Below are 18,249 nucleotides of genomic sequence, written 5' to 3'. Positions count from 1 at the left end.
CGCATGTCGCACCTCGAACTGGCCTACCCGCGTTCCGACATCGCCGTGCTCACCCTGAACCGTCCCGAGAAGCTCAACGCGCTGAACTTCGAGCTCGTCGAGGAATTGCACGCCGCGGTCGACGGGATCGCGGCCAACAACGACTGCCGCGTCGTGGTGTTGACGGGGGCCGGCCGGGGTTTCTGCTCAGGTCTTGACCTGTCCGATCCGAACCCGCCGCACGCGGGCGGCGGCACCGAATTCCCGCGGTCGGGCATGCGCTGGCAGGAGCTCATCGCGAACCTCACCGCGAAAATCCACCGGCTGCGTCAGCCGGTGATCGCGGCCGTCAACGGCCCCGCCTACGGCGGCGGTTTCGGGATCGCGCTGGCCTGCGACATCCGGATCGCCTCCGAGTCGGCGCGGTTCTGCACCCAGTTCATCAAGCTCGGTATCGGCGGCTGCGACATCGGCGTCAGCTACACACTGCCCCGAATCGTCGGCGCCGGAACCGCATTCGACTTGATCCTGACGGCGCGCGACGTCGATGCCGACGAGGCACTGCGGCTCGGCATCGTCTCGCGGCTGTCGGAATCGGTGGTCGACGACGCCCTGGCCATCGCCGAAACACTGTGCAGCTACGGCAAATTCGGGCTCGAGTCCACCAAACAGGTGATGTGGGCGAATCTCGACGCGGGAAGCCTGGAGTCCGCTCTGCACCTGGAGAACCGGAGCCAGATCCTGGCAGGCGCAGGCGGAATGCTCGGCGAAGCTACCGAGGCGTTCCGCCACCGTCGGCGATGATGACCTGCCCGGTGATATAACTGCCGGCGTCAGAGGTCAACAGCAATGCGGCGCCGACCATTTCGTCGGGAGCGGCCAGCCGCTTCATCAGTGTCCCGCCCTTCATGTACTCGATCGCCTCGGGCGGGTTGTTGCGCATCATGTCGGTGTCGACGGGTCCCGGCGCCAGCGCGTTCACCCGGATGCCGTGCGAAACGTAGGCGGCGGCCATCGACCGGGTGAATGACAGCAGCGCGGCCTTACCCGCGGCGTACATCGACACCTGCGGCGCAAACTGAAATGCGCCGGTGGACACCAGGTTCAGCACCGCGCCATGCGGGCTCTCCTTGAGATGAGGCAACGCGTGCTGCACCAGGAACACCGGACCGCGCAAGTTGACCTCGTAGGATTTCCCCCACGCGTCGACTGTCATCTGGCCCAGCGGTTGGGTGAGTGCATTCGCGGCGTTGTTCACCACCACATCGAGGCCGCCGAATTCGTCGACGGTCCGCTGCACCAGCGCGCCCAGAGAGTCGACGTCGCCGAGGTGAGTGGGCACGCCGATGGCCGCGCCGCCGAGCCCGCGCAGATGCTGCGCCGCCTGCTCACAGGCGTCGGGCTTGCGACTGGCCACCACGACGCGCGCACCGGCCAACACGTAGCCCTCGGCGAGGGCGAGGCCGATGCCCCTCGTACCACCCGTCACGATGACGGTGCGGCCGGTCATGTCGAAAAGACGCTCGAAGACTTCGCGATTCACGCGCTCAGTAGAACAGATCGGGATTGGCCGACACGTACTGCTCGACGCTTTGTGCGGGCTTGCCGGTGATCTGCTCGACGTCGTCGGTGCGACGGTCATAGCGGCCCTCGCGATGCAACCGCGCCATGGTGGCGAGGTGCTGTTTCAGGTGGTCGGGCAGGCCAAGCGGTGCGAGCACCACACGCTCCCACTCGTCGAGGGGCACGTCTTCGGCGGTGATCGGCCGGTTCAGCGCCCGGCTGTATTGCTCGGCGAGGCCGTTCATGTCGAGCACCTCTGGGCCGGTGAGCTCACAGACCTGGCCGATCCGGCCGCCGGGGTCGACAAGCAGTGCTGCCACCACGCGGGCGACGTCGTCAGCGGAGATCGGCGAGGTGCGCCCGGTGCCGAACGGCAATGGCAACACACCACGCTCGCGCACGGACTGCTTCGCCAGCAGGGTGAACAACGGATTGTCGAGAAAACTCGTTGGCCTGACGTGGATTACCGGTAGACCCGACCAGTTCAGTACATGCTCGGCGAGCCAGTGCAAGCGGTGCTGTTTGGATTCGCTGGTGCTGGTCAGCGTCATCTGCGACACCGTCATCTGCGACATGTTGACGATGACGTCGAGCTTTGCGCGTTCCAACGCGACCGCGCAGACCTCGGTGGTCGCACGCAGATAGTCCGGCGAAACGCTCATGTTGAAGAACATCCGGCGCACACCGTCCAGCGCGTCGACGATGTCGCCGGCACGGGTCAGGTCGCCGAGGATCACCTCGGCACCCATCGCCCGCAGTTGGCCGGCGCGCTCGTCGTCGCGGCGCACCATCGCACGCACCTGCGCGCCGCCGTCAAGCAGCGCCTCGACGACACGACGGCTGATGCTGCCGCTACCGCCGCCGGCTCCGGTGATCAGGTACACGGCTACTCCGCGCGAGTCCAAACGGAAGTGGCGATGAGATCGCCGCGGTCCAACCCGCCCACCCGATGCTCGTGCACGGAGAGGTACGACTCATTGGTCACCATGTCGAGGAAAGCGCCTGGCGTCGGGTACTCGACGACGATGATGGCGTCCCACCAAGGCTTTTCGCCCTCGCCGATGACGACGCCCGGCGATTCACCTGCATACCGGACGGTTCCGCCGACACGTTCGAGATGCGGGGTGACTTCTTGGATGTACCGGATATAGCTCTGCCTTCCTTCGTCGCCGCGGAACTGCAGCAGGTTGATCATCACCACGGGTTCGTCCGCCGGACGCGCTGCGAGCGCGGCGATCTGCTCCTGCGTCGGTTCAAGGGATGAGCTCATCCGACGCACCCGCTCACGTTGATGCGTCGACCCGCGTTCACGCAGACATTGACATTGGGAGCGGGCGGAGGTGGCGGCGCGTACAGCGCGTCGTTCAGTTCCGAGAACGGATCGGCGCACCCGCTGACGTCGACGAACCTGCCACCGACCGAACCGCATACGGTCGCGTGCGCCGTCGGTGTGACAGGCAGCATCAGAGCTGCGGCGGACACGACCGTCGCAGCGGACAGCCAGACAACTCGCACAGTGACCTCCCTCGGCTAGTGAGGCCTTATCCTGCCTGTGGTGCTGTCGCTGCACTCGCCGTTTGGCGATTCGAACCGGAAATCACGGCGAAAACTTGCATGGGCGTATATATTTTGCTCCCTGGGCAAGCACCACTCGCCTGTCCGCATCGAGGGGCACCCGCCATCGGGCGTGCCCAAATTCGACGGCTCGCTGTTTCGTCTGGCTTCCGGCGTTGCCACTTGACTTTCTCAGCCCGCACATATCCTGAAAAGTTCTTGGGCGAAACGCATTTGGATTAGTGGCGATCTTGATCGGTGCTAGCGTAGATTTGCCATCGGCAATCGCAAGGTCTCGACCCGTTTTCGACGCAGTTCGGTCGTAAGCACCGGATTTCGGCATCACCGATCGGCGCCGTGCGTTTGCTATGTAGAAGCGGTGCGCAGCCAGGCGGGGGCAGGCGCTGCACATCCGTCCTGTCCCGGCATCAAACCCTGGGGGTTATCGCTGTGCGCGCTGGCTTCGAGCCGTCCCATGCTGTTGAACGACGGAATCGCCTGTGGATCAGGTGCTTCGCGGCGGCGGGGTGCGCGCTGTTAGCTGTCTTCATGACCGGTAACGCGATTGCCAACGCGGCCGTGTCCTGGCATCCCAAAGCGGCGCCGTTGTCCACCCCATGGACGAATCTTGTGGGACCGGACAACGCACTGCCCGACTATCCGCGGCCGCAGATGACTCGGACGAATTGGCTGAACCTCAACGGTGTGTGGGACTATCTCGGTCGGCGCGACGGCGCCGGACCGACACCACCCGCGCCGCACGAATACGGCGAGCGGATCTTGGTCCCGTACCCACCGGAATCGGCGCTGTCCGGCATCCAGCGACACGACGAACAGATGTGGTATCGCAAGATCTTCAAGCTGCCGAGTTCGTGGCTGGGCCGACACGTGCTGCTGCACTTCGGGGCCGTCGACCAGATCGCGACGGTCTGGGTGAACAACCAGGAGGTGGCCCACCACGAAGGCGGGTTCACCGAGTTCAGCGCGGACATCACGAAAGCGCTGCGGTGGCCGGGGCCGCAGGAGATCACGGTACGGGTCGACGACCGCAACGAAACCAACCCGTTCCCGGTCGGCAAGCAGCGCAACAACCCGAGCGGCCTCTTCTACACCGGGTCATCGGGCATCTGGCAGACCGCGTGGCTCGAGCCCGTGCGCGCCACGCACGTCGAGAAGCTGGACATCACCACCGATCTGACGAGTCTGACAGTCACACCAAGGGTTGCGGCCACCAAGAACGAGCGCGCGATTGTGATGGTCTCCGCGCCGGGCCGCGGCGTGGTTTCGATCAGGTCTGGCAAAGCGGGTGAGCCGATTCGGCTTTCGATACCGAACGCACGGTTGTGGAGTCCCGACGATCCGTACCTCTACGACGTCAAGGTCGCACTGCGCAGCGCGTCCGGCAAGGTGATCGACGAGGTTTCGAGCTATGCCGGGTTACGCACCATCGGCACCGTCCGCGATGCGAAGGGTAAACCCCGAATCGCGCTGAACGGTAAGGTCACCTTCCTGCACGGCCCCCTGGACCAGGGGTACTGGCCCGACGGCCTCTACACCGCGCCCACCGACGCCGCGTTGAAGTTCGACCTCGAGCAGATCAAGAAACTGGGCATGAACTTCGTCCGCAAGCACGGCAAGGTGGAACCGGCGCGCTGGTACTACTGGGCCGACAAGCTCGGGCTGATGGTGTGGCAGGACATGCCGTCGCTGTCCGTGTCGCTCGACATCCCGACCGGACCACTTCCTGATCCGCCTCCGCTGGCGAAGGCGAATTTCGAGCGCGAACTGTTCGCGATGATCGATCAGCTGCGCAGCGTCACGTCGATCGTCGGCTGGGTGCCGTTCAACGAAGGCTGGGCCGAATACGACACCGCACGGATCACCAACGCGGTGAAAGCGGCTGACCCGACGCGAATGGTCAACGCCAACAGCGGCGCCAACTGCTGCAAATCACGACCAGACAGCCATGCCGGAGACATCTGGGACGACCACACCTATGTCGGGCCCGGCCGACCCGTGTTGCCCGATCCGCTCGACCCTCGGGTGACGGTGGACGGCGAATACGGCGGACTCGGACTGGTGCTCGATCACAACCGGTGGCCAGGACGACCCGAGTCCTACGAGATGACCGACAGCCAGGAGCACCTGACGCAGCGGTACATCAAAGTCAGCCAGGATCTCGAAGAGTTCATCCGCGGGGCCAACCTGTCGGGCGCGATCTACACGCAGACCACCGACGTCGAAAACGAGGTCAACGGATTTCTCAGCTATGACCGGCGAGTGGTCAAGATGGATATCGGGGCGGTGGCCGATCGGAACCGCGCGGTCATCGCGGCGGGGACGGAGTCTGCCGACCGTCGGTGATCAACACACGTCTGCTGACGAACTCACGCTCGTCGCCGCGGATCGGATCGGTGAACGCCAGGCTTTGCGCCAGCAGTTGTAACGGCCGCGAGAAGTCATCGGGCGGCACATCGAGGACAGCGGGGTACAGCGGGTCGTTGACGATCGGCAGGCCCAGCGAGGCCATGTGCAGTCGCAGCTGATGCGTGCGACCGGTTCGCGGAGTCAGCCGGTACAGGCCATCGCCCAAGTGCTCGATGAATGTCTCGGCGTTCGGCTCGCCCGGCTCTTCGATTGCTTGTAACTGCCCGCGCCGCTTGACGATTCGGTTGCGTACGGTGATCGGGAACTCGAACTTCGGGTCTGGAGTCGCTCGCGCCAGATATGTTTTCCGCACCTCGCCGCGCGAAAACAAGGTCTGATAGCGGCCCCGTATCGCGCGGCGCGTCGTGAACACCAACACGCCGGCGGTCAACCGGTCCAGCCGATGGGCCGGGCTCAGTTCCGTTAGGTCGAGTTCGCGGCGCAGCCGCACCACCGCCGTCTGCGCCACATGCCGGCCACGCGGCATCGTCGCCAGGAAATGCGGCTTGTCGACAACGACGATGTCGTCGTCGCGATACAGCACAGGGATGTCGAACGGCACCGGCACTTCGTCGCGCAGCTCACGATAGAAGAAGACGTGCGAGCCGGCCCGTAACGTCGTCGTCGCATCGACTGCGGTGCCGTCGGGCAGAACCACTTCTCCCGCAAGCACTTTCGCGGCAGCCGCATCGCCCCACCGGGACCGGAACTCGTCGACCACCAGTCCCCCGCGCAACCGCACCCGCGCCGGGCCGAGACCATCGCGCACCGGCAGCGGCGCGGGTCTCAATTGAGCGGCACCGGCTCGAGGATCTCTGCGCGCGCCTCCGGCGCCGCGGCCCGCAGCGCGTCGGCGGACTCGTCGTCGGGCTGCTGCTGCGACCGGACCTCCGCATCGACCCGCGCGCAATACGTATCCACCTCGCGGTCGATATCCTCGGCGCTCCAACCCAGCACCGGCGCAACGACTTCCGCGACCTCACGGGCACACTCGACCCCGCGGTGCGGGTATTCGATCGAGATCCGCATCCGGCGCGCCAGGATGTCCTCCAAATGCAGTGCACCCTCGGCCGCCGCGGCGTACCACGCCTCCACCTTGAGGTACACCGGTGCCTCGGTGATCGGCGTCAGCAGCTCCGGCCTGCCCTTGGCCAGGGCGAGCACCTCGCCGATCAGTGATCCGTACCGGTCCAGTAGGTGCCGGACCCGATACGGGTGCAGGCCGTAATGTGAACCGACGCTTTCGGTTTGGTTCACCAGCGCGAAGTAGCCGTCGGCGCCCATCAGCGGCACCTTCTCGGTGATCGACGGCGCGACGCGAGCGGGAATGAACTCGGCTGCCGCGTCGATCGCGTCCTCGCCCATCACCCGATAGGTGGTGTACTTGCCACCGGCGATGGCGACCAAGCCGGGAGCGGGGACGGCGACCGCGTGCTCACGCGAGAGCTTGGACGTCTCTTCACTCTCCCCCGCCAGCAGCGGCCGCAGCCCGGCATAGACACCGTCGATGTCGTCATGCGTCAACGGCGTTGCCAGCACGGTGTTCACGTGTCCGAGGATGTAGTCGATGTCGGCCTTGGTGGCCGCGGGGTGGGCCAGGTCGAGATTCCAGTCGGTGTCGGTGGTGCCAATGATCCAGTGCGTGCCCCAGGGGATGACGAACAGCACCGACTTCTCGGTGCGCAGGATGATCGCGACCTCGCTGACGATGCGGTCGCGTGGCACCACCACGTGCACGCCCTTCGAGGCACGCACCCGAAACCGGCCGCGCTGCTTGGAGAGTGCCTGGATCTCGTCGGTCCACACCCCGGTGGCGTTGACCACCACATGGCCGCGCACCTCGGTCGCGTGACCGTTCTCGGAGTCGCGCACACGCACGCCGATCACCCGGTCGCCCTCCCTCAGCAGCGCCACCACCTGCGTGGAGGTGCGGACGACCGCGCCGTAGTGAGCCGCCGTGCGTGCCACCGTCATGGTGTGACGCGCGTCGTCGACCACGGTGTCGTAATAGCGGATGCCGCCGATCAGCGAGCTGCGCTTGAGCCCAGGAGTCAGTCGCAACGCGCCCGCGCGGGTCAAATGCTTCTGCGCCGGAACGGATTTCGCGCCACCCAGCTGGTCGTACAGGAAGATGCCAGCGGCGATGTACGGCCGCTCCCACCACCGGTGGGTCAGCGGAAACAGAAACGGCAACGGTTTGACCAGATGCGGAGCCAACGTCCTGAGCGACAACTCGCGTTCGTGCAGCGCTTCGCGCACCAAGCCGAACTCCAGCTGTTCGAGGTAGCGCAGTCCGCCGTGGAACATCTTCGAACTGCGACTCGACGTGCCGGAAGCGAAGTCGCGGGCCTCGACGAGCGCCACCTTCAGCCCGCGCGTCGCCGCATCCAGCGCCGCGCCCGCGCCGACGACGCCCCCGCCGATCACGACGACGTCGAACTGCTCGCTGCCGAGCCGCTGCCAGGCCCGTTTCCGCTGCTCCGGGCCCAGCAAGGTCTCGCCGTCGGCCGAGATCGGGGCGCTCACGTCGAATGGATCCTTGTTACTCGTCGGTACGTTTCCATTCACAGGTTACTGGCGATCAGTCCAGATCGTCGTGCGCCATCAACCGTCGCGCCGCCTCCACGATCGAGCCGGACAGCGAGGGATACACCGAAAGCGTCTGCGCAAGGTCGGTGACCGTGAGGTTGTTCTGCACCGACAGCGCGATCGGCAGGATCAGCTCAGAGGCGATCGGTGCGACCACAACGCCGCCGATCACCACACCCGTCGCCGGCCGGCAGAAGATCTTCACAAAACCCAGCCGCAGCAGCGACATCTTGGCTCTGGCGTTGGTGTTCAGCGGCAGCATCAGCGTGCGGGCGGCCACCGTGCCGTCGTCGATCCGGGACTGCGGCACGCCGACGGCGGCGATCTCCGGCCTGGTGAACACCGCAGCCGCCACCGTCCGCAGCCGGATCGGGCTGACCGCCTCACCCAGCGCGTGATACATCGCGATGCGGCCCTGCATGGCAGCCACCGACGCCAGTGGCAGCAGCCCGGTGCAGTCGCCTGCCGCATAGATGCCCGCCGCGGAGGTCCGCGAGACGCGGTCGACGGTCAGGTAGTTGCCCGGCCCCAGTTCGATGCCGACGTTCTCCAGACCCAGCCGCGAGGTGTTGGGCACCGAACCGACGGTCATCAGCGCGTGGCTGCCCTCGACGGTTCGCCCGTCGGCCATCGTCACGAGCACGCCGTCTTCTGTCCGGGTCACCGATTCCGCCCTGGCGTTCTTCACCAGTCGGACGCCGCGTTCGGCGAATGCCTCTTCCAGCACCGCGGCCGCGTCGGAGTCCTCGTGCGGCAGGATCTGGTCGCGGCTGGCCACCACCGTCACGGGGACGCCGAGTTCGGTGTAGGCGTTACAGAACTCGGCGCCGGTGACGCCGGAGCCGACGATGATGAGGTGCTTGGGCAGCTCGTGAAGGTCGTAGAGCTGGCGCCAGTTCAGAATTCGTTCGCCGTCGGGCACGGCGTTGGGCAACACGCGAGGGCTGGCGCCGGTGGCGATCAGCACGACGTCGGCCTTCAGCGTCGCGACCCTGCCGTCGACCGTGGTGACCTTCACCCGGTGCTGAGCCAGGCCCGAGGAGTCGTCGACCAGTTCGCCATGTCCCTGCACCACATTGACGCCCGCGCGCAGCAGCTGATGGCCGATATCGGTCGACTGCGACTTGGCCAGGGTCTTCACCCGGTTGTGGATCTGGTCCAGCGAGATCTTGGCGTCCTCGATCGCGATGTCGAACCCCAGCGGTGACGCGCGACGCAGTTCGGTGCGCACTCCGGTCGATGCAATCAACGTCTTCGACGGCACGCAGTCCCAGAGCACGCAGGCGCCGCCGATGCCGTCGGAGTCCACGACGGTGACCTCAGCCACCTGTCGTCCCCTCGCGGCCGCGACGAGCGCCGCCTCATAGCCGGCGGGCCCGCCGCCGATGATCACGATGCGGGTAGCCACGGCCTAAACCTAGCCAAGCGTGCCGTTGATCGCGCAGCCAGTGAGCGAACCTCTAGGCTTTCCCCGTGCCGCTATACGCCGCGTACGGATCGAACATGCATCCGGAGCAGATGCTGGAGCGCGCTCCCCATTCCCCGATGGCGGGAACCGGGTGGCTGCACGGCTGGCGGTTGACGTTCGGCGGCGAGGACATCGGTTGGGACGGCGCACTGGCCACCGTCGTGCAGGACCCGGATTCGAAGGTCTTCGTCGTGCTCTACGACATGACGCGCGAAGACGAGGAGAACCTGGACCGCTGGGAAGGTTCAGAACTCGGCATCCACAAGAAGATCCGATGTCGGGTCGAGCGCACGTCGTCCGACACCACTACCGATCCGGTGCTCGCGTGGCTGTATGTCGTCGACGCGTGGGAGGGCGGCATACCGTCGGCGCGCTACCTCGGCGTGATGGCCGACGCCGCCGAAATCGCCGGTGCGCCAGCGGAATACGTCCACGATCTGCGCACCCGCCCAGCACGCAACATCGGCCCCGGCACCACGTAACGCCCTTTCCCGCGACCGACCGCGCCTGTACGCGACACGCCGCTGTTTGTCGGCATTTTGCGGTCGCTCACGCGGCGCGAACGCGGCGAAGCTGTCGGTCGATGCGGTTAACAAAGTCCCACGTCCGGTATCTGACGTCCTCGAACACGATCGGTATGACAGTCCATCGCACGTCCTGCAGGGCTGCTTGTCGTCTGCGATCGCGTCGCATGGCTTCAGCGCCGCTGTGCCAGTCTTCGCCGTCGTATTCCACCGCGACGCGTTCCTCTGGCCAGGCGAAATCGACACGGCGCAGTTCACCGTTTCCGTCGATGATCTCGTATTGCAGCTCAGGCATCGGCAGGCCGCCGTCGATCATGGCCAACCTCGCCTCGCTTTCCATCGGCGACTCGGCACGCCCGTCGGCCAGCGGGATCAACTCGCGAACGGCGACTATGCCCCGCCGTGCCGCTTGTTCGGCAGCAGCCCGCGTCAAATCGACGTGTTGGCACGACCCGCTGCGTAAGGCCGCATCCAACGTCGCCAGGGCACGGGGCCGGCGAAGGCTGCGAGCAACCTCGACCGCCGTCCACGCAGGCGATGTGGCCAGACGCTCGCCCACCTTGACCAACGGTGCGCCGTCGCGGCGGTGCACGACGAGCCCGTCTGCCGAGCGCAGCCGAGAGCCTGTCGGACTGAGTACATGGAGATCGGCAGGCTGCTCCGTGTCGAAGCCGTGAAGTGCTGCCGCCGTACCAAGGCAAACCGGGACAGCGGTACCGCAGGCATGATCCAGACCACGCAACCGTGTCAGGTCGTCCGGCTCGCCACGGCAGTAGATTCCCTGCCATATCCGTTCCAGCACACCGGAATTCACCATCGCCTCGAAGCCGCGACGTGTTGTGTAGTTCAGGATCTGACCGCTGCTCGCGACTCCATGCTGGCGATCGAACAACGCGTCGAGCTCCGAGTGCATGACTTAGATCGTCACGGCCCCAACCGCACCGAGGCAGCAGATACCACGCTAGCTGTGGATAACTACCGCCGAGCGACCGCGAAATGCCGACAGATCACGGCGTGTCGACGTACAGACACGGTCGCTCGGCGAAATCAGAACTGGGCGGCTTGGTCGATGATGTTGACCAGCACCCGAACCCCGACGGCCAGCGACCGCTCATCCAAGTCGAACGTGGGCTGGTGCAAGTCGAGCTGCGGGCCGCGGCCCGACCACACGCCGAGGCGTGCCATCGCGCCGGGCACCTCCTCGAGATACCAGGAGAAGTCCTCGCCGCCGCCGGACTGACGGGTGTCGCATAGCACGTCGGGGCCGATCGCCTCGACCGCATGCATCAGGATGCGCGTCGAGATCTCTTCGTTGACCACCGGCGGCACACCACGGCGGTACAGCAGGCTGTGCTCGATGCCCAGCGGCTGCATCAGCGACGAAACGATCTCGCGCACAATCGATTCCAGCGAATCCCAGGTGTCGCGGCTTGCCGTTCGGATGGTGCCGGCCAGCGTGCCGGTCTGCGGGATCGCGTTGGCGGCCACCCCCGCATTCACCGCGCCCCACACCATCACCGTGCTGTTTCGCGGGTCGATGCGGCGCGACAAGATTCCGGGCACTCCGGTGATCAGCGTGCCGAGCCCGTACACCAAGTCACCGGTCAGGTGCGGGCGCGACGTGTGGCCGCCGTGCGACTGCAGCGTCACCTCGAGCTGGTCGGCGGCCGACGTGATCGGCCCCGGCCGCAACGCGACCTTCCCGACGGCCAGCCGCGGGTCGCAATGCAGCGCGAAGATACGTGACACCCCGGTCAGCGCCCCGGCCGCGATCGCGTCGATCGCGCCGCCAGGCATCAACTCCTCGGCCGCCTGGAAGATCAGCCGCACGCCGACCGGCAGTTCGGGAACCGACGCCAGCGCCAGCGCAGCGCCGAGCAGCACCGCGGTGTGCGCGTCGTGGCCGCAGGCGTGCGCGACGTTGGGCACCACCGACGCGTACGGCGCACCCGTGCGCTCGGCCATCGGCAGCGCGTCCATATCGGCGCGCAGTGCGATCCGCGGCCCGTGCTCCGGCCCGAAGTCGCAGGTCAGCCCCGTTCCACCCGGCAGCACCTTCGGGTTGAGACCCGCATCGGCCAGATGCGAGGCGACAAACTGCGTGGTGGCGAACTCCTGTCGCCCCAGCTCCGGATGCGCATGGATGTGCCTGCGCCAGGCGACCATGTCGTCGTAGTGGGTATCCAGCCACAGTTCGGTGGCGTCCATGAGGCTCATGAGGCCCGCCTCGCCTGCAGTGCCAGCACCCGCTCCCGCTCAGCCGGCGTTTCGGCCAGGCTGACGACGGTGCGGGCGAGCATGATCGCGCCCTCGACGACGGCCTTGTCGGCACTGGGGCCGGCCGCGGCCGCGGTGAATGCCGGCTGGTGAATCGACGCGCCACCGGCCTCGACGCCGACGATCGGGTGGATACCCGGCATCACCTGCGTGACATTGCCCATGTCGGTGCTGCCCAGCGGCAACGCGGCTTCGAGATCGATGGCCACCGGGTTGCGGCCCAGCCGCACCATCTCTTCGCGGAACACCGACGACAGCCACGGGTCGGGCGCCAGCTCGGCATATGCGGGCGCGGTCTCGGTCACGGTGTGCGTGCAGCCGGTGCCGACGGATCCAGCGGCGAAGCAGCCGGCCATCTTGTCCTCGAGATCGTGCAGCGACTCGGAGTTCACGGCACGCATCGTGTAGCGCAGCTCGGCCCGCGCCGGAATGACGTTGGTGGCCTGCCCGCCTTCGGTGACGATGCCGTGCACCATTTGACCCGGCACCAGGTGCTGTCGCAGCAGACCGATGGCCACCTGCGCGACCGTGACCGCGTCGGCGGCGTTGACGCCGAGATACGGCGCGACGGCCGCATGCGACTCCTTACCGCTGTACCGCACCGTCACCTCCGACAGCGCCAACGAGCGTGCGGCCGCGATGTCGATGGGACCGGGATGCAGCATCACCGTCGCCGCGATGTCGTCGAACGTTCCCGCCTTGAGCAGCAACGCTTTTCCGCCGCCGGCCTCTTCGGCGGGCGTACCGATCAGCGCCACGGTCAGGCCCAGCTCGTCGGCCACCTCCGCCAATGCCAGCGCCGTGCCGACCGCCGAGGCGGCGATGATGTTGTGCCCGCAGGCATGTCCGATGCCCGGCAGCGCGTCGTACTCGGCGCAGATGCCGACGACCAGCGGACCGCTGCCGTAGTCGGCGCGAAACGCGGTGTCCAGGCCGCCTGCCGATGCGGTGATCTGAAACCCGCGCTCGGCCACCAATGCCTGGGTCTTGGCGCAGCTGCGGTGTTCGGCGAAGGCGAGTTCGGGCTCGGCGTGGATCGAGTGCGACAGTTCGACCAGATCACCGCTGCGTCGGTTGACGGCGTCTTCGACGCTTATCGACGCGGTGGCGGTGGGCATCTCAGCAGTATCTCACTGTCCCGACGACTAGCTGGCCGACGGCTAAGCTCGCAAACCGTGACAAGCCCGGCAGCGGTGGCGCAAGAAGCGGCGAGCGCCATCCGCGAGCGCACCGGCGTCGACGCGCACGACGTCGCCGTCATCCTCGGTTCGGGCTGGGCGCCCGCCGTGGCGCAACTGGGCGACCCGGTGGCGGTGGTGCCGATGGCCGAGTTGCCGGGGTTCGTCGCGCCGACGGCCGCGGGTCATCGCGGGGAGGTGTTGTCGCTGCATGTCGGCCCGCACCGGGTCGTGGTGTTCGTCGGCCGCATTCACGCCTACGAAGGCCATGAGTTGCGCCATGTCGTGCACCCCGTGCGGACGGCCTGCGCCGCAGGGGCGCGCACCGTCCTGCTGACCAACGCAGCCGGCGGACTGCGCGCCGACTACACCGTCGGCCAACCCGTGCTGATCAGCGACCACCTCAACCTCACCGCCAGGTCTCCCCTGGTCGGAGCGCAGTTCGTCGACCTGACCGACGCCTACTCGTCGCGGCTGCGGAGACTCGCCCGGGAGATCGATCCGGCCCTGGCCGAGGGCGTCTACGCCGCGCTGCCGGGACCGCATTACGAGACGCCCGCCGAGATCCGGATGCTGCGCACGCTTGGCGCGGATCTGGTCGGGATGTCGACCGTGCACGAGACGATTGCGGCGCGCGCCGCCGGTGCGCAGGTGCTGGCGATATCGCTGGTGACGAATCTGGCGGCGGGTATGACGGGACAGCCGCTGAGCCACGAGGAAGTTCTCGAGGCGGGCCGTCAATCCGCGACGCGGATGGGCTCTCTACTCGGCTCGGTGATCGCGCGGCTCTGACGGCCGAATCGCTTGCTGATCCACACCACGGTGCGCGCCATCAGCGGTGCGGCGAACAGCATCAGAAGGATGCGCACCACCTGCGCGGCGATGATGAACGTGACGTTGGACCCGGTCTCGACGGCGGTGGCGAGCACCGCGTAGACCCCGCCTGGGCTGGTGGCGAGGTAGCCCTCCAACGGCGTCAGCCCGGTGAAGTGTGCCAGCAACACACCGAGGCCGGCCGTCGCGACGCCGAGCGCGACGATCAGACCGATCGCGGCGGGCAGCATGCGGCCGATGGCGCGCAGCGATTCTCTGGTGAACGCCAGCCCGGCCTGCCAGCCGATCACCATGTAGCCGGCCTGAACCAACACCATCGGCACGGCCAACCCGAACGACAGGCCGGTGACCTCCAGGGCGACCGTCAGCGCCATCGGGCCAAGCAGCCCCGCTCCAGGGAGCCGGACCAGCTTGCCGACCGCGGCGCCGACGAGCACCAGACCTACGAGCATTGCGACGCTCAAATACCAAGGGGCTGAATCTGTTTCAGCGACGGGCGCGGCGCCGTGCGACTTGTCGGCGTGATAGATCAACGTCACCACCACCGGCATCGACGCGGTCACCAGGCCGACGCGCAGATATTGCACGACGGACACGACGCGGTCGTCGCCGCCCAGTTCGCGGGCGATGGCCACCAAACCTGATGCGCCGCCTGCCACCAGCGCCAGCGATCCGGTCAGCGGCGTGACGTCACGGTGCAACCCGAGCAGTGCGCCCGCGACGACGCTGAGCAAGAGGGTGGCGACGGCGATCGCCACAACTATCGGCCAGTCATTGCCCAGTGCGCCGACAGCGTCTTCGTGGACCATCGTCCCGATGTAGACGCCCAACACGCCTTGCGCCGCGACGCCACCGGGGCGCGGTATCCGGGCGGGCGCCAGTGAGGTCAGCGCCAGCACGATGCCGACGACCAGTGCGGCGAACAGCGCCGCCGAGGGCACTCCGACGCGGGTGAGGGGGACGGTGACCGCGACCGTCACCGCTATCAGTAAGGCCCACCTGAGCGTCCGTCGTATCCACTCCATATCGATTACAAGTATGCCCTTGCTATTCGGCCGCCTGCAACATGCAACGACGGCCGTGACATACAGGCTTTGCCAAGGTATACCTTGGTTATGACGCGTGTGGACTCCCCGGCCACCGAACTGCGGGAATCGATGATGGCGGTGACGCGGCAGATGCGCAGGCACCGCCCCGACCACGGCCTGACGCTGAGCCAGATGGAGCTGATCGGCGAGGTCAGCCGCACCGGCGTCACCACACCTGCCGAGCTCGCGAGCCGGTTGCACGTCCGGGTGCAGTCACTGACCGACAGCATCAACGAACTGGTTAGCCGTGACCTCATCGTGCGCCGCCCCGACGAAGCGGATCGGCGACGGCAGCTCATCGAGCTCACCGACGCCGGGACCGCGCTGCTGGAAGCCGACCGCGCCGAACGGGATGCGTGGTTGAACGCGACCATGCGCGACAACCTCACACCGTTGGAATTCGACCTGCTGATGCTCGTCGCCCCGGTGCTCCGCAAGCTCGCTTACACCGACGCGAAAGCGGGCACACTAGCCGTATGACTTCTTCGCCGCGCCAGGCGAGTATGGCGCCGCCGTCGGTCGCGCAGGAGTGGATCTCGCACGACCCCGATCCGAAGACCGCGGCCGAGCTAGCGGCGCTCAGCGAGGACGAACTCGAGGAGCGCTTCGCGCAGTCGCTGACATTCGGAACCGCGGGCTTGCGGGGTCCTTTGCGGGGTGGGCCCAGCGGAATGAACCTGGCGGTCGTTCTTCGGACGACGTGGGCGGTCGCCAAGGTGCTCAAGGCGCACGGCATGGCGGGAAAGCCGGTGGTGGTCGGACGCGATGCCCGCCACGGCTCCGAGGACTTCGCCCTGGCTGCTGCGGAAGTCCTTGCTGCCGAAGGCTTTGCAGTGACCTTGATGTTCGTGGCAGTGCCGACTCCTGTGGTGGCGTTCGCCGTACGTCACAACCGCGCGGCCGCGGGCATCCAGATCACCGCCTCGCACAACCCGCCCTCCGACAACGGCTACAAGGTTTACTTCGACGGCGGTTTTCCGATCGTGCCGCCCATCGACGAGGAGATCGAACGGGCCGTCGCGGAAGCGCCGCACGCGGACGAGATTGCCCGTCGGGACGTCACGCCGTCAGGTGTGGACGCGGTTCAGCACTACATCGACCGCGCGGCGCACGTCCGGCACACACACGGGTCGGTGCGCGTGGCGCTGACGCCGTTGCACGGCGTCGGCGGTGAGTTCGCGATGGACGCCTTGGTGCGCGCCGGCCTCAGCGACATCCATGTCGTCGAAAGCCAGTTCGCGCCCGATCCCGACTTTCCGACCGTGGACTTCCCCAACCCGGAAGAGCCAGGCGCGGTCGACGAGCTGCTGAAGCTGGCCGGCGAGGTAAACGCCGACGTCGCCATCGCGCTCGATCCCGACGCCGACCGGTGCGCGGTGGGCGTGCCGACCCCGCAAGGCTGGCGCATGCTCACAGGCGACGAAACCGGTTGGCTGCTGGGCGATTACATCCTTTCGCAGATCGATCCCGGCCCGGTCACCGACGCCATCGCGGTGGCCAGCTCGGTGGTGTCGTCGCGGATGCTGGCCGCTATCGCCAAGGACCACGGCGCCAGGCACATCGAGACACCGACCGGATTCAAGTGGTTGTCGAGGGCCGATGTCGGCCGACCAGGTTGCACACTTGTCTACGCCTATGAAGAGGCGATCGGCCACTGCGTCGACCCAGGCGCGGTCCGCGACAAGGACGGCATCAGCGCAATGGTGTTGGTCTGCGATCTCGTTGCGGCACTGCGGGATCAGGGCCGGACGATGCTCGACGCCCTCGATGAGCTCGCCCGTCGCCATGGGGTGCACACCACCACTGCGGTATCGCGGCGAGTCGCCGACGTCGACGAGGCCGAAGCGGTGATGGCCAGGCTGCGTGCGACACCGCCAGATCGGTTGGCCGGCTTCGAGGTAACGGCGACGGATCTGCTGCATGAGCCGGGAGACCTGCGAACCGACGCGCTGGTCTTCCTCGGTGGCGATGACGAAGTCTGGGTCCGTATGGTCGTCCGGCCGTCCGGCACCGAGCCAAAGATCAAGTCCTACATAGAGGTTCGCTGCGCCCACGCGAATAACCTCGAGGAGACGCGCACGAAGGCACGGGCGATCCGGGACGAGCTGGTGTCCGTCGCCCAGCAGTTCTAACGCGGGCCGAACTGCCGGTCGCCGGCGTCACCGAGACCCGGCACGATGTAGGCGATGTCGTTGAGCTGATCGTCGATGGTGGCGGTGAAGAGCCGCAGGTCCGGTGCGACCTTCTCCAGCGCCGCAATGCCTTCGGGTGCACAGACGACACAAATGGCCGTGATGTCTGCGGCGTTGCGGGAATGCAACAAACCGATCGTGTGCGCCATCGAGCCGCCGGTCGCCAGCATCGGGTCGAGCACCATCACCGGCTGTGCGCTCAGGTCGTCGGGCAGCGACTCCAAATACGGTGTTGGCTCGTGGGTTTCCTCGTCGCGGGCTACTCCGACGAAACCGACGCGGGCCTCCGGAATCAACGCGTGGGCCTGATCGACCATGCCCAGCCCGGCGCGCAGCACCGGCACCAACAGGGGCGGGTTGGCCAACCGGCAGCCGGTGGTCTCCGCCAGCGGTGTTCGCACGGGGATGGTTTCGCAGGCGATGTCGCGCGTCGCCTCGTACACCAACATCAGCGTCAGATCGCGCAGCGCGGCACGGAACGCCGCGTTGTCGGTGCGCTCATCTCGCAGGGTGGTCAGCCGTGCGGCGGCCAGTGGGTGGTCGACGACGCGCACATCCATGGGCCGACCCTAGTGG

Annotated in this window: 18 protein-coding genes; 6 read left to right on the top strand and 12 right to left on the bottom strand. The window is 66.9% G+C overall.

Features of this window, described 5'->3' with window-relative positions; all coding sequences use genetic code 11:
- The first annotated feature begins 3 nt into the window (after positions 1-3).
- A complete protein-coding gene (locus J3E61_RS17170; RefSeq protein ID WP_210084365.1) occupies positions 4-783 on the top strand; it encodes an enoyl-CoA hydratase/isomerase family protein in 780 nt (259 codons plus the stop codon).
- On the opposite strand, the gene J3E61_RS17165 is transcribed toward J3E61_RS17170, so the two are convergent.
- Genes J3E61_RS17165 through J3E61_RS17150 form a run of 4 tightly spaced genes read right to left on the bottom strand, consistent with a single transcriptional unit; the run spans position 752 to position 3,057 of the window.
- Positions 752-1,522 carry an SDR family oxidoreductase gene (locus J3E61_RS17165; protein ID WP_210084364.1) on the bottom strand — a complete coding sequence of 257 codons (771 nt, stop codon included), beginning with the start codon at positions 1,520-1,522 and terminating at the stop codon, positions 752-754. The two genes, J3E61_RS17170 and J3E61_RS17165, sit on opposite strands and share 32 nt — an antisense overlap.
- Positions 1,523-1,526: 4 nt before the next feature.
- On the bottom strand, positions 1,527-2,426 hold the full coding sequence (locus J3E61_RS17160; protein ID WP_210084363.1) for an NAD(P)H-binding protein: 900 nt from the start codon (positions 2,424-2,426) through the stop codon (positions 1,527-1,529).
- A 2-nt stretch (positions 2,427-2,428) separates the two neighbouring features.
- On the bottom strand, positions 2,429-2,812 hold the full coding sequence (locus tag J3E61_RS17155; protein ID WP_210084362.1) for a DUF1330 domain-containing protein: 384 nt from the start codon (positions 2,810-2,812) through the stop codon (positions 2,429-2,431).
- Complete coding sequence (locus tag J3E61_RS17150; protein ID WP_192721802.1) at positions 2,809-3,057, bottom strand: RNA-binding protein; 249 nt, start codon at positions 3,055-3,057, stop codon at positions 2,809-2,811. Before J3E61_RS17150 ends, J3E61_RS17155 begins: the two co-directional genes overlap by 4 nt.
- A 588-nt stretch (positions 3,058-3,645) precedes the next feature.
- Here J3E61_RS17150 and J3E61_RS17145 point away from each other — a divergent pair.
- The gene (locus J3E61_RS17145; protein ID WP_210084361.1) at positions 3,646-5,460 is read left to right on the top strand and encodes a glycoside hydrolase family 2; all 1,815 of its coding nucleotides are present in this window, start codon (positions 3,646-3,648) and stop codon (positions 5,458-5,460) included.
- On the opposite strand, the gene J3E61_RS17140 is transcribed toward J3E61_RS17145, so the two are convergent.
- Genes J3E61_RS17140 through J3E61_RS17130 form a run of 3 tightly spaced genes read right to left on the bottom strand, consistent with a single transcriptional unit; the run spans position 5,423 to position 9,520 of the window.
- Positions 5,423-6,292: a pseudouridine synthase gene (locus J3E61_RS17140; RefSeq protein ID WP_210085596.1), complete on the bottom strand. Its 870-nt coding sequence runs from the start codon at positions 6,290-6,292 to the stop codon at positions 5,423-5,425. The genes J3E61_RS17145 and J3E61_RS17140 overlap by 38 nt on opposite strands.
- Positions 6,293-6,309: 17 nt before the next feature.
- Positions 6,310-8,049, bottom strand: a complete 1,740-nt coding sequence (locus J3E61_RS17135) for an FAD-dependent oxidoreductase (RefSeq protein ID WP_192721804.1) — start codon at positions 8,047-8,049, stop codon at positions 6,310-6,312.
- A gap of 55 nt (positions 8,050-8,104) precedes the next feature.
- Positions 8,105-9,520: an NAD(P)H-quinone dehydrogenase gene (locus J3E61_RS17130; RefSeq protein ID WP_192721805.1), complete on the bottom strand. Its 1,416-nt coding sequence runs from the start codon at positions 9,518-9,520 to the stop codon at positions 8,105-8,107.
- A 65-nt stretch (positions 9,521-9,585) separates the two neighbouring features.
- Between J3E61_RS17130 and J3E61_RS17125 the strand changes: the two genes are divergently transcribed.
- Positions 9,586-10,062 carry a gamma-glutamylcyclotransferase gene (locus J3E61_RS17125; RefSeq protein ID WP_210084360.1) on the top strand — a complete coding sequence of 159 codons (477 nt, stop codon included), beginning with the start codon at positions 9,586-9,588 and terminating at the stop codon, positions 10,060-10,062.
- 67 nt (positions 10,063-10,129) lie between these two features.
- Here J3E61_RS17125 and J3E61_RS17120 read toward each other — a convergent pair whose 3' ends face one another.
- The 3 genes from J3E61_RS17120 to J3E61_RS17110 form a co-directional block, all read right to left on the bottom strand.
- A complete protein-coding gene (locus J3E61_RS17120) occupies positions 10,130-11,017 on the bottom strand; it encodes a hypothetical protein (RefSeq protein WP_210084359.1) in 888 nt (295 codons plus the stop codon).
- A 134-nt stretch (positions 11,018-11,151) separates the two neighbouring features.
- Positions 11,152-12,321: an amidohydrolase gene (locus tag J3E61_RS17115; protein ID WP_210084358.1), complete on the bottom strand. Its 1,170-nt coding sequence runs from the start codon at positions 12,319-12,321 to the stop codon at positions 11,152-11,154.
- Positions 12,318-13,499, bottom strand: coding sequence for a M20 family metallopeptidase (locus J3E61_RS17110; protein WP_210084357.1), 1,182 nt, complete (start codon positions 13,497-13,499; stop codon positions 12,318-12,320). The genes J3E61_RS17115 and J3E61_RS17110 overlap by 4 nt, the downstream gene beginning before the upstream one ends.
- 57 nt (positions 13,500-13,556) lie before the next feature.
- Here J3E61_RS17110 and J3E61_RS17105 point away from each other — a divergent pair, with 57 nt between their 5' ends.
- Positions 13,557-14,351, top strand: a complete 795-nt coding sequence (locus J3E61_RS17105) for a purine-nucleoside phosphorylase (protein WP_192721810.1) — start codon at positions 13,557-13,559, stop codon at positions 14,349-14,351.
- Here the strand turns inward: J3E61_RS17105 and J3E61_RS17100 are convergent.
- Positions 14,297-15,418 (bottom strand): AbrB family transcriptional regulator, encoded by a 1,122-nt coding sequence (locus tag J3E61_RS17100; RefSeq protein WP_210084356.1) that lies wholly within the window; start codon positions 15,416-15,418, stop codon positions 14,297-14,299. The genes J3E61_RS17105 and J3E61_RS17100 overlap by 55 nt on opposite strands.
- A gap of 90 nt (positions 15,419-15,508) precedes the next feature.
- On the opposite strand from J3E61_RS17100, the gene J3E61_RS17095 reads away from it, so the two are divergent.
- Together J3E61_RS17095 and J3E61_RS17090 are read left to right on the top strand one after the other, a co-directional pair.
- Positions 15,509-15,961 (top strand): MarR family transcriptional regulator, encoded by a 453-nt coding sequence (locus J3E61_RS17095; RefSeq protein ID WP_210084355.1) that lies wholly within the window; start codon positions 15,509-15,511, stop codon positions 15,959-15,961.
- A complete protein-coding gene (locus J3E61_RS17090) occupies positions 15,958-17,613 on the top strand; it encodes a phospho-sugar mutase (RefSeq protein WP_210084354.1) in 1,656 nt (551 codons plus the stop codon). The genes J3E61_RS17095 and J3E61_RS17090 overlap by 4 nt, the downstream gene beginning before the upstream one ends.
- Here the strand turns inward: J3E61_RS17090 and upp are convergent.
- Positions 17,610-18,233, bottom strand: a complete 624-nt coding sequence (gene upp, locus J3E61_RS17085; RefSeq protein ID WP_192721814.1) for a uracil phosphoribosyltransferase — start codon at positions 18,231-18,233, stop codon at positions 17,610-17,612. The two genes, J3E61_RS17090 and upp, sit on opposite strands and share 4 nt — an antisense overlap.
- Between the last annotated feature and the right edge of the window lie 16 nt (positions 18,234-18,249).

Origin of the sequence: Mycobacterium sp. OAE908 (genome assembly GCF_017872775.1) — a bacterium.
GTDB lineage: Bacteria > Actinomycetota > Actinomycetes > Mycobacteriales > Mycobacteriaceae > Mycobacterium.
The sequence above is the reverse complement of the archived record's forward strand: the minus strand, read 5'-3'. Positions and strand labels throughout refer to the sequence as shown.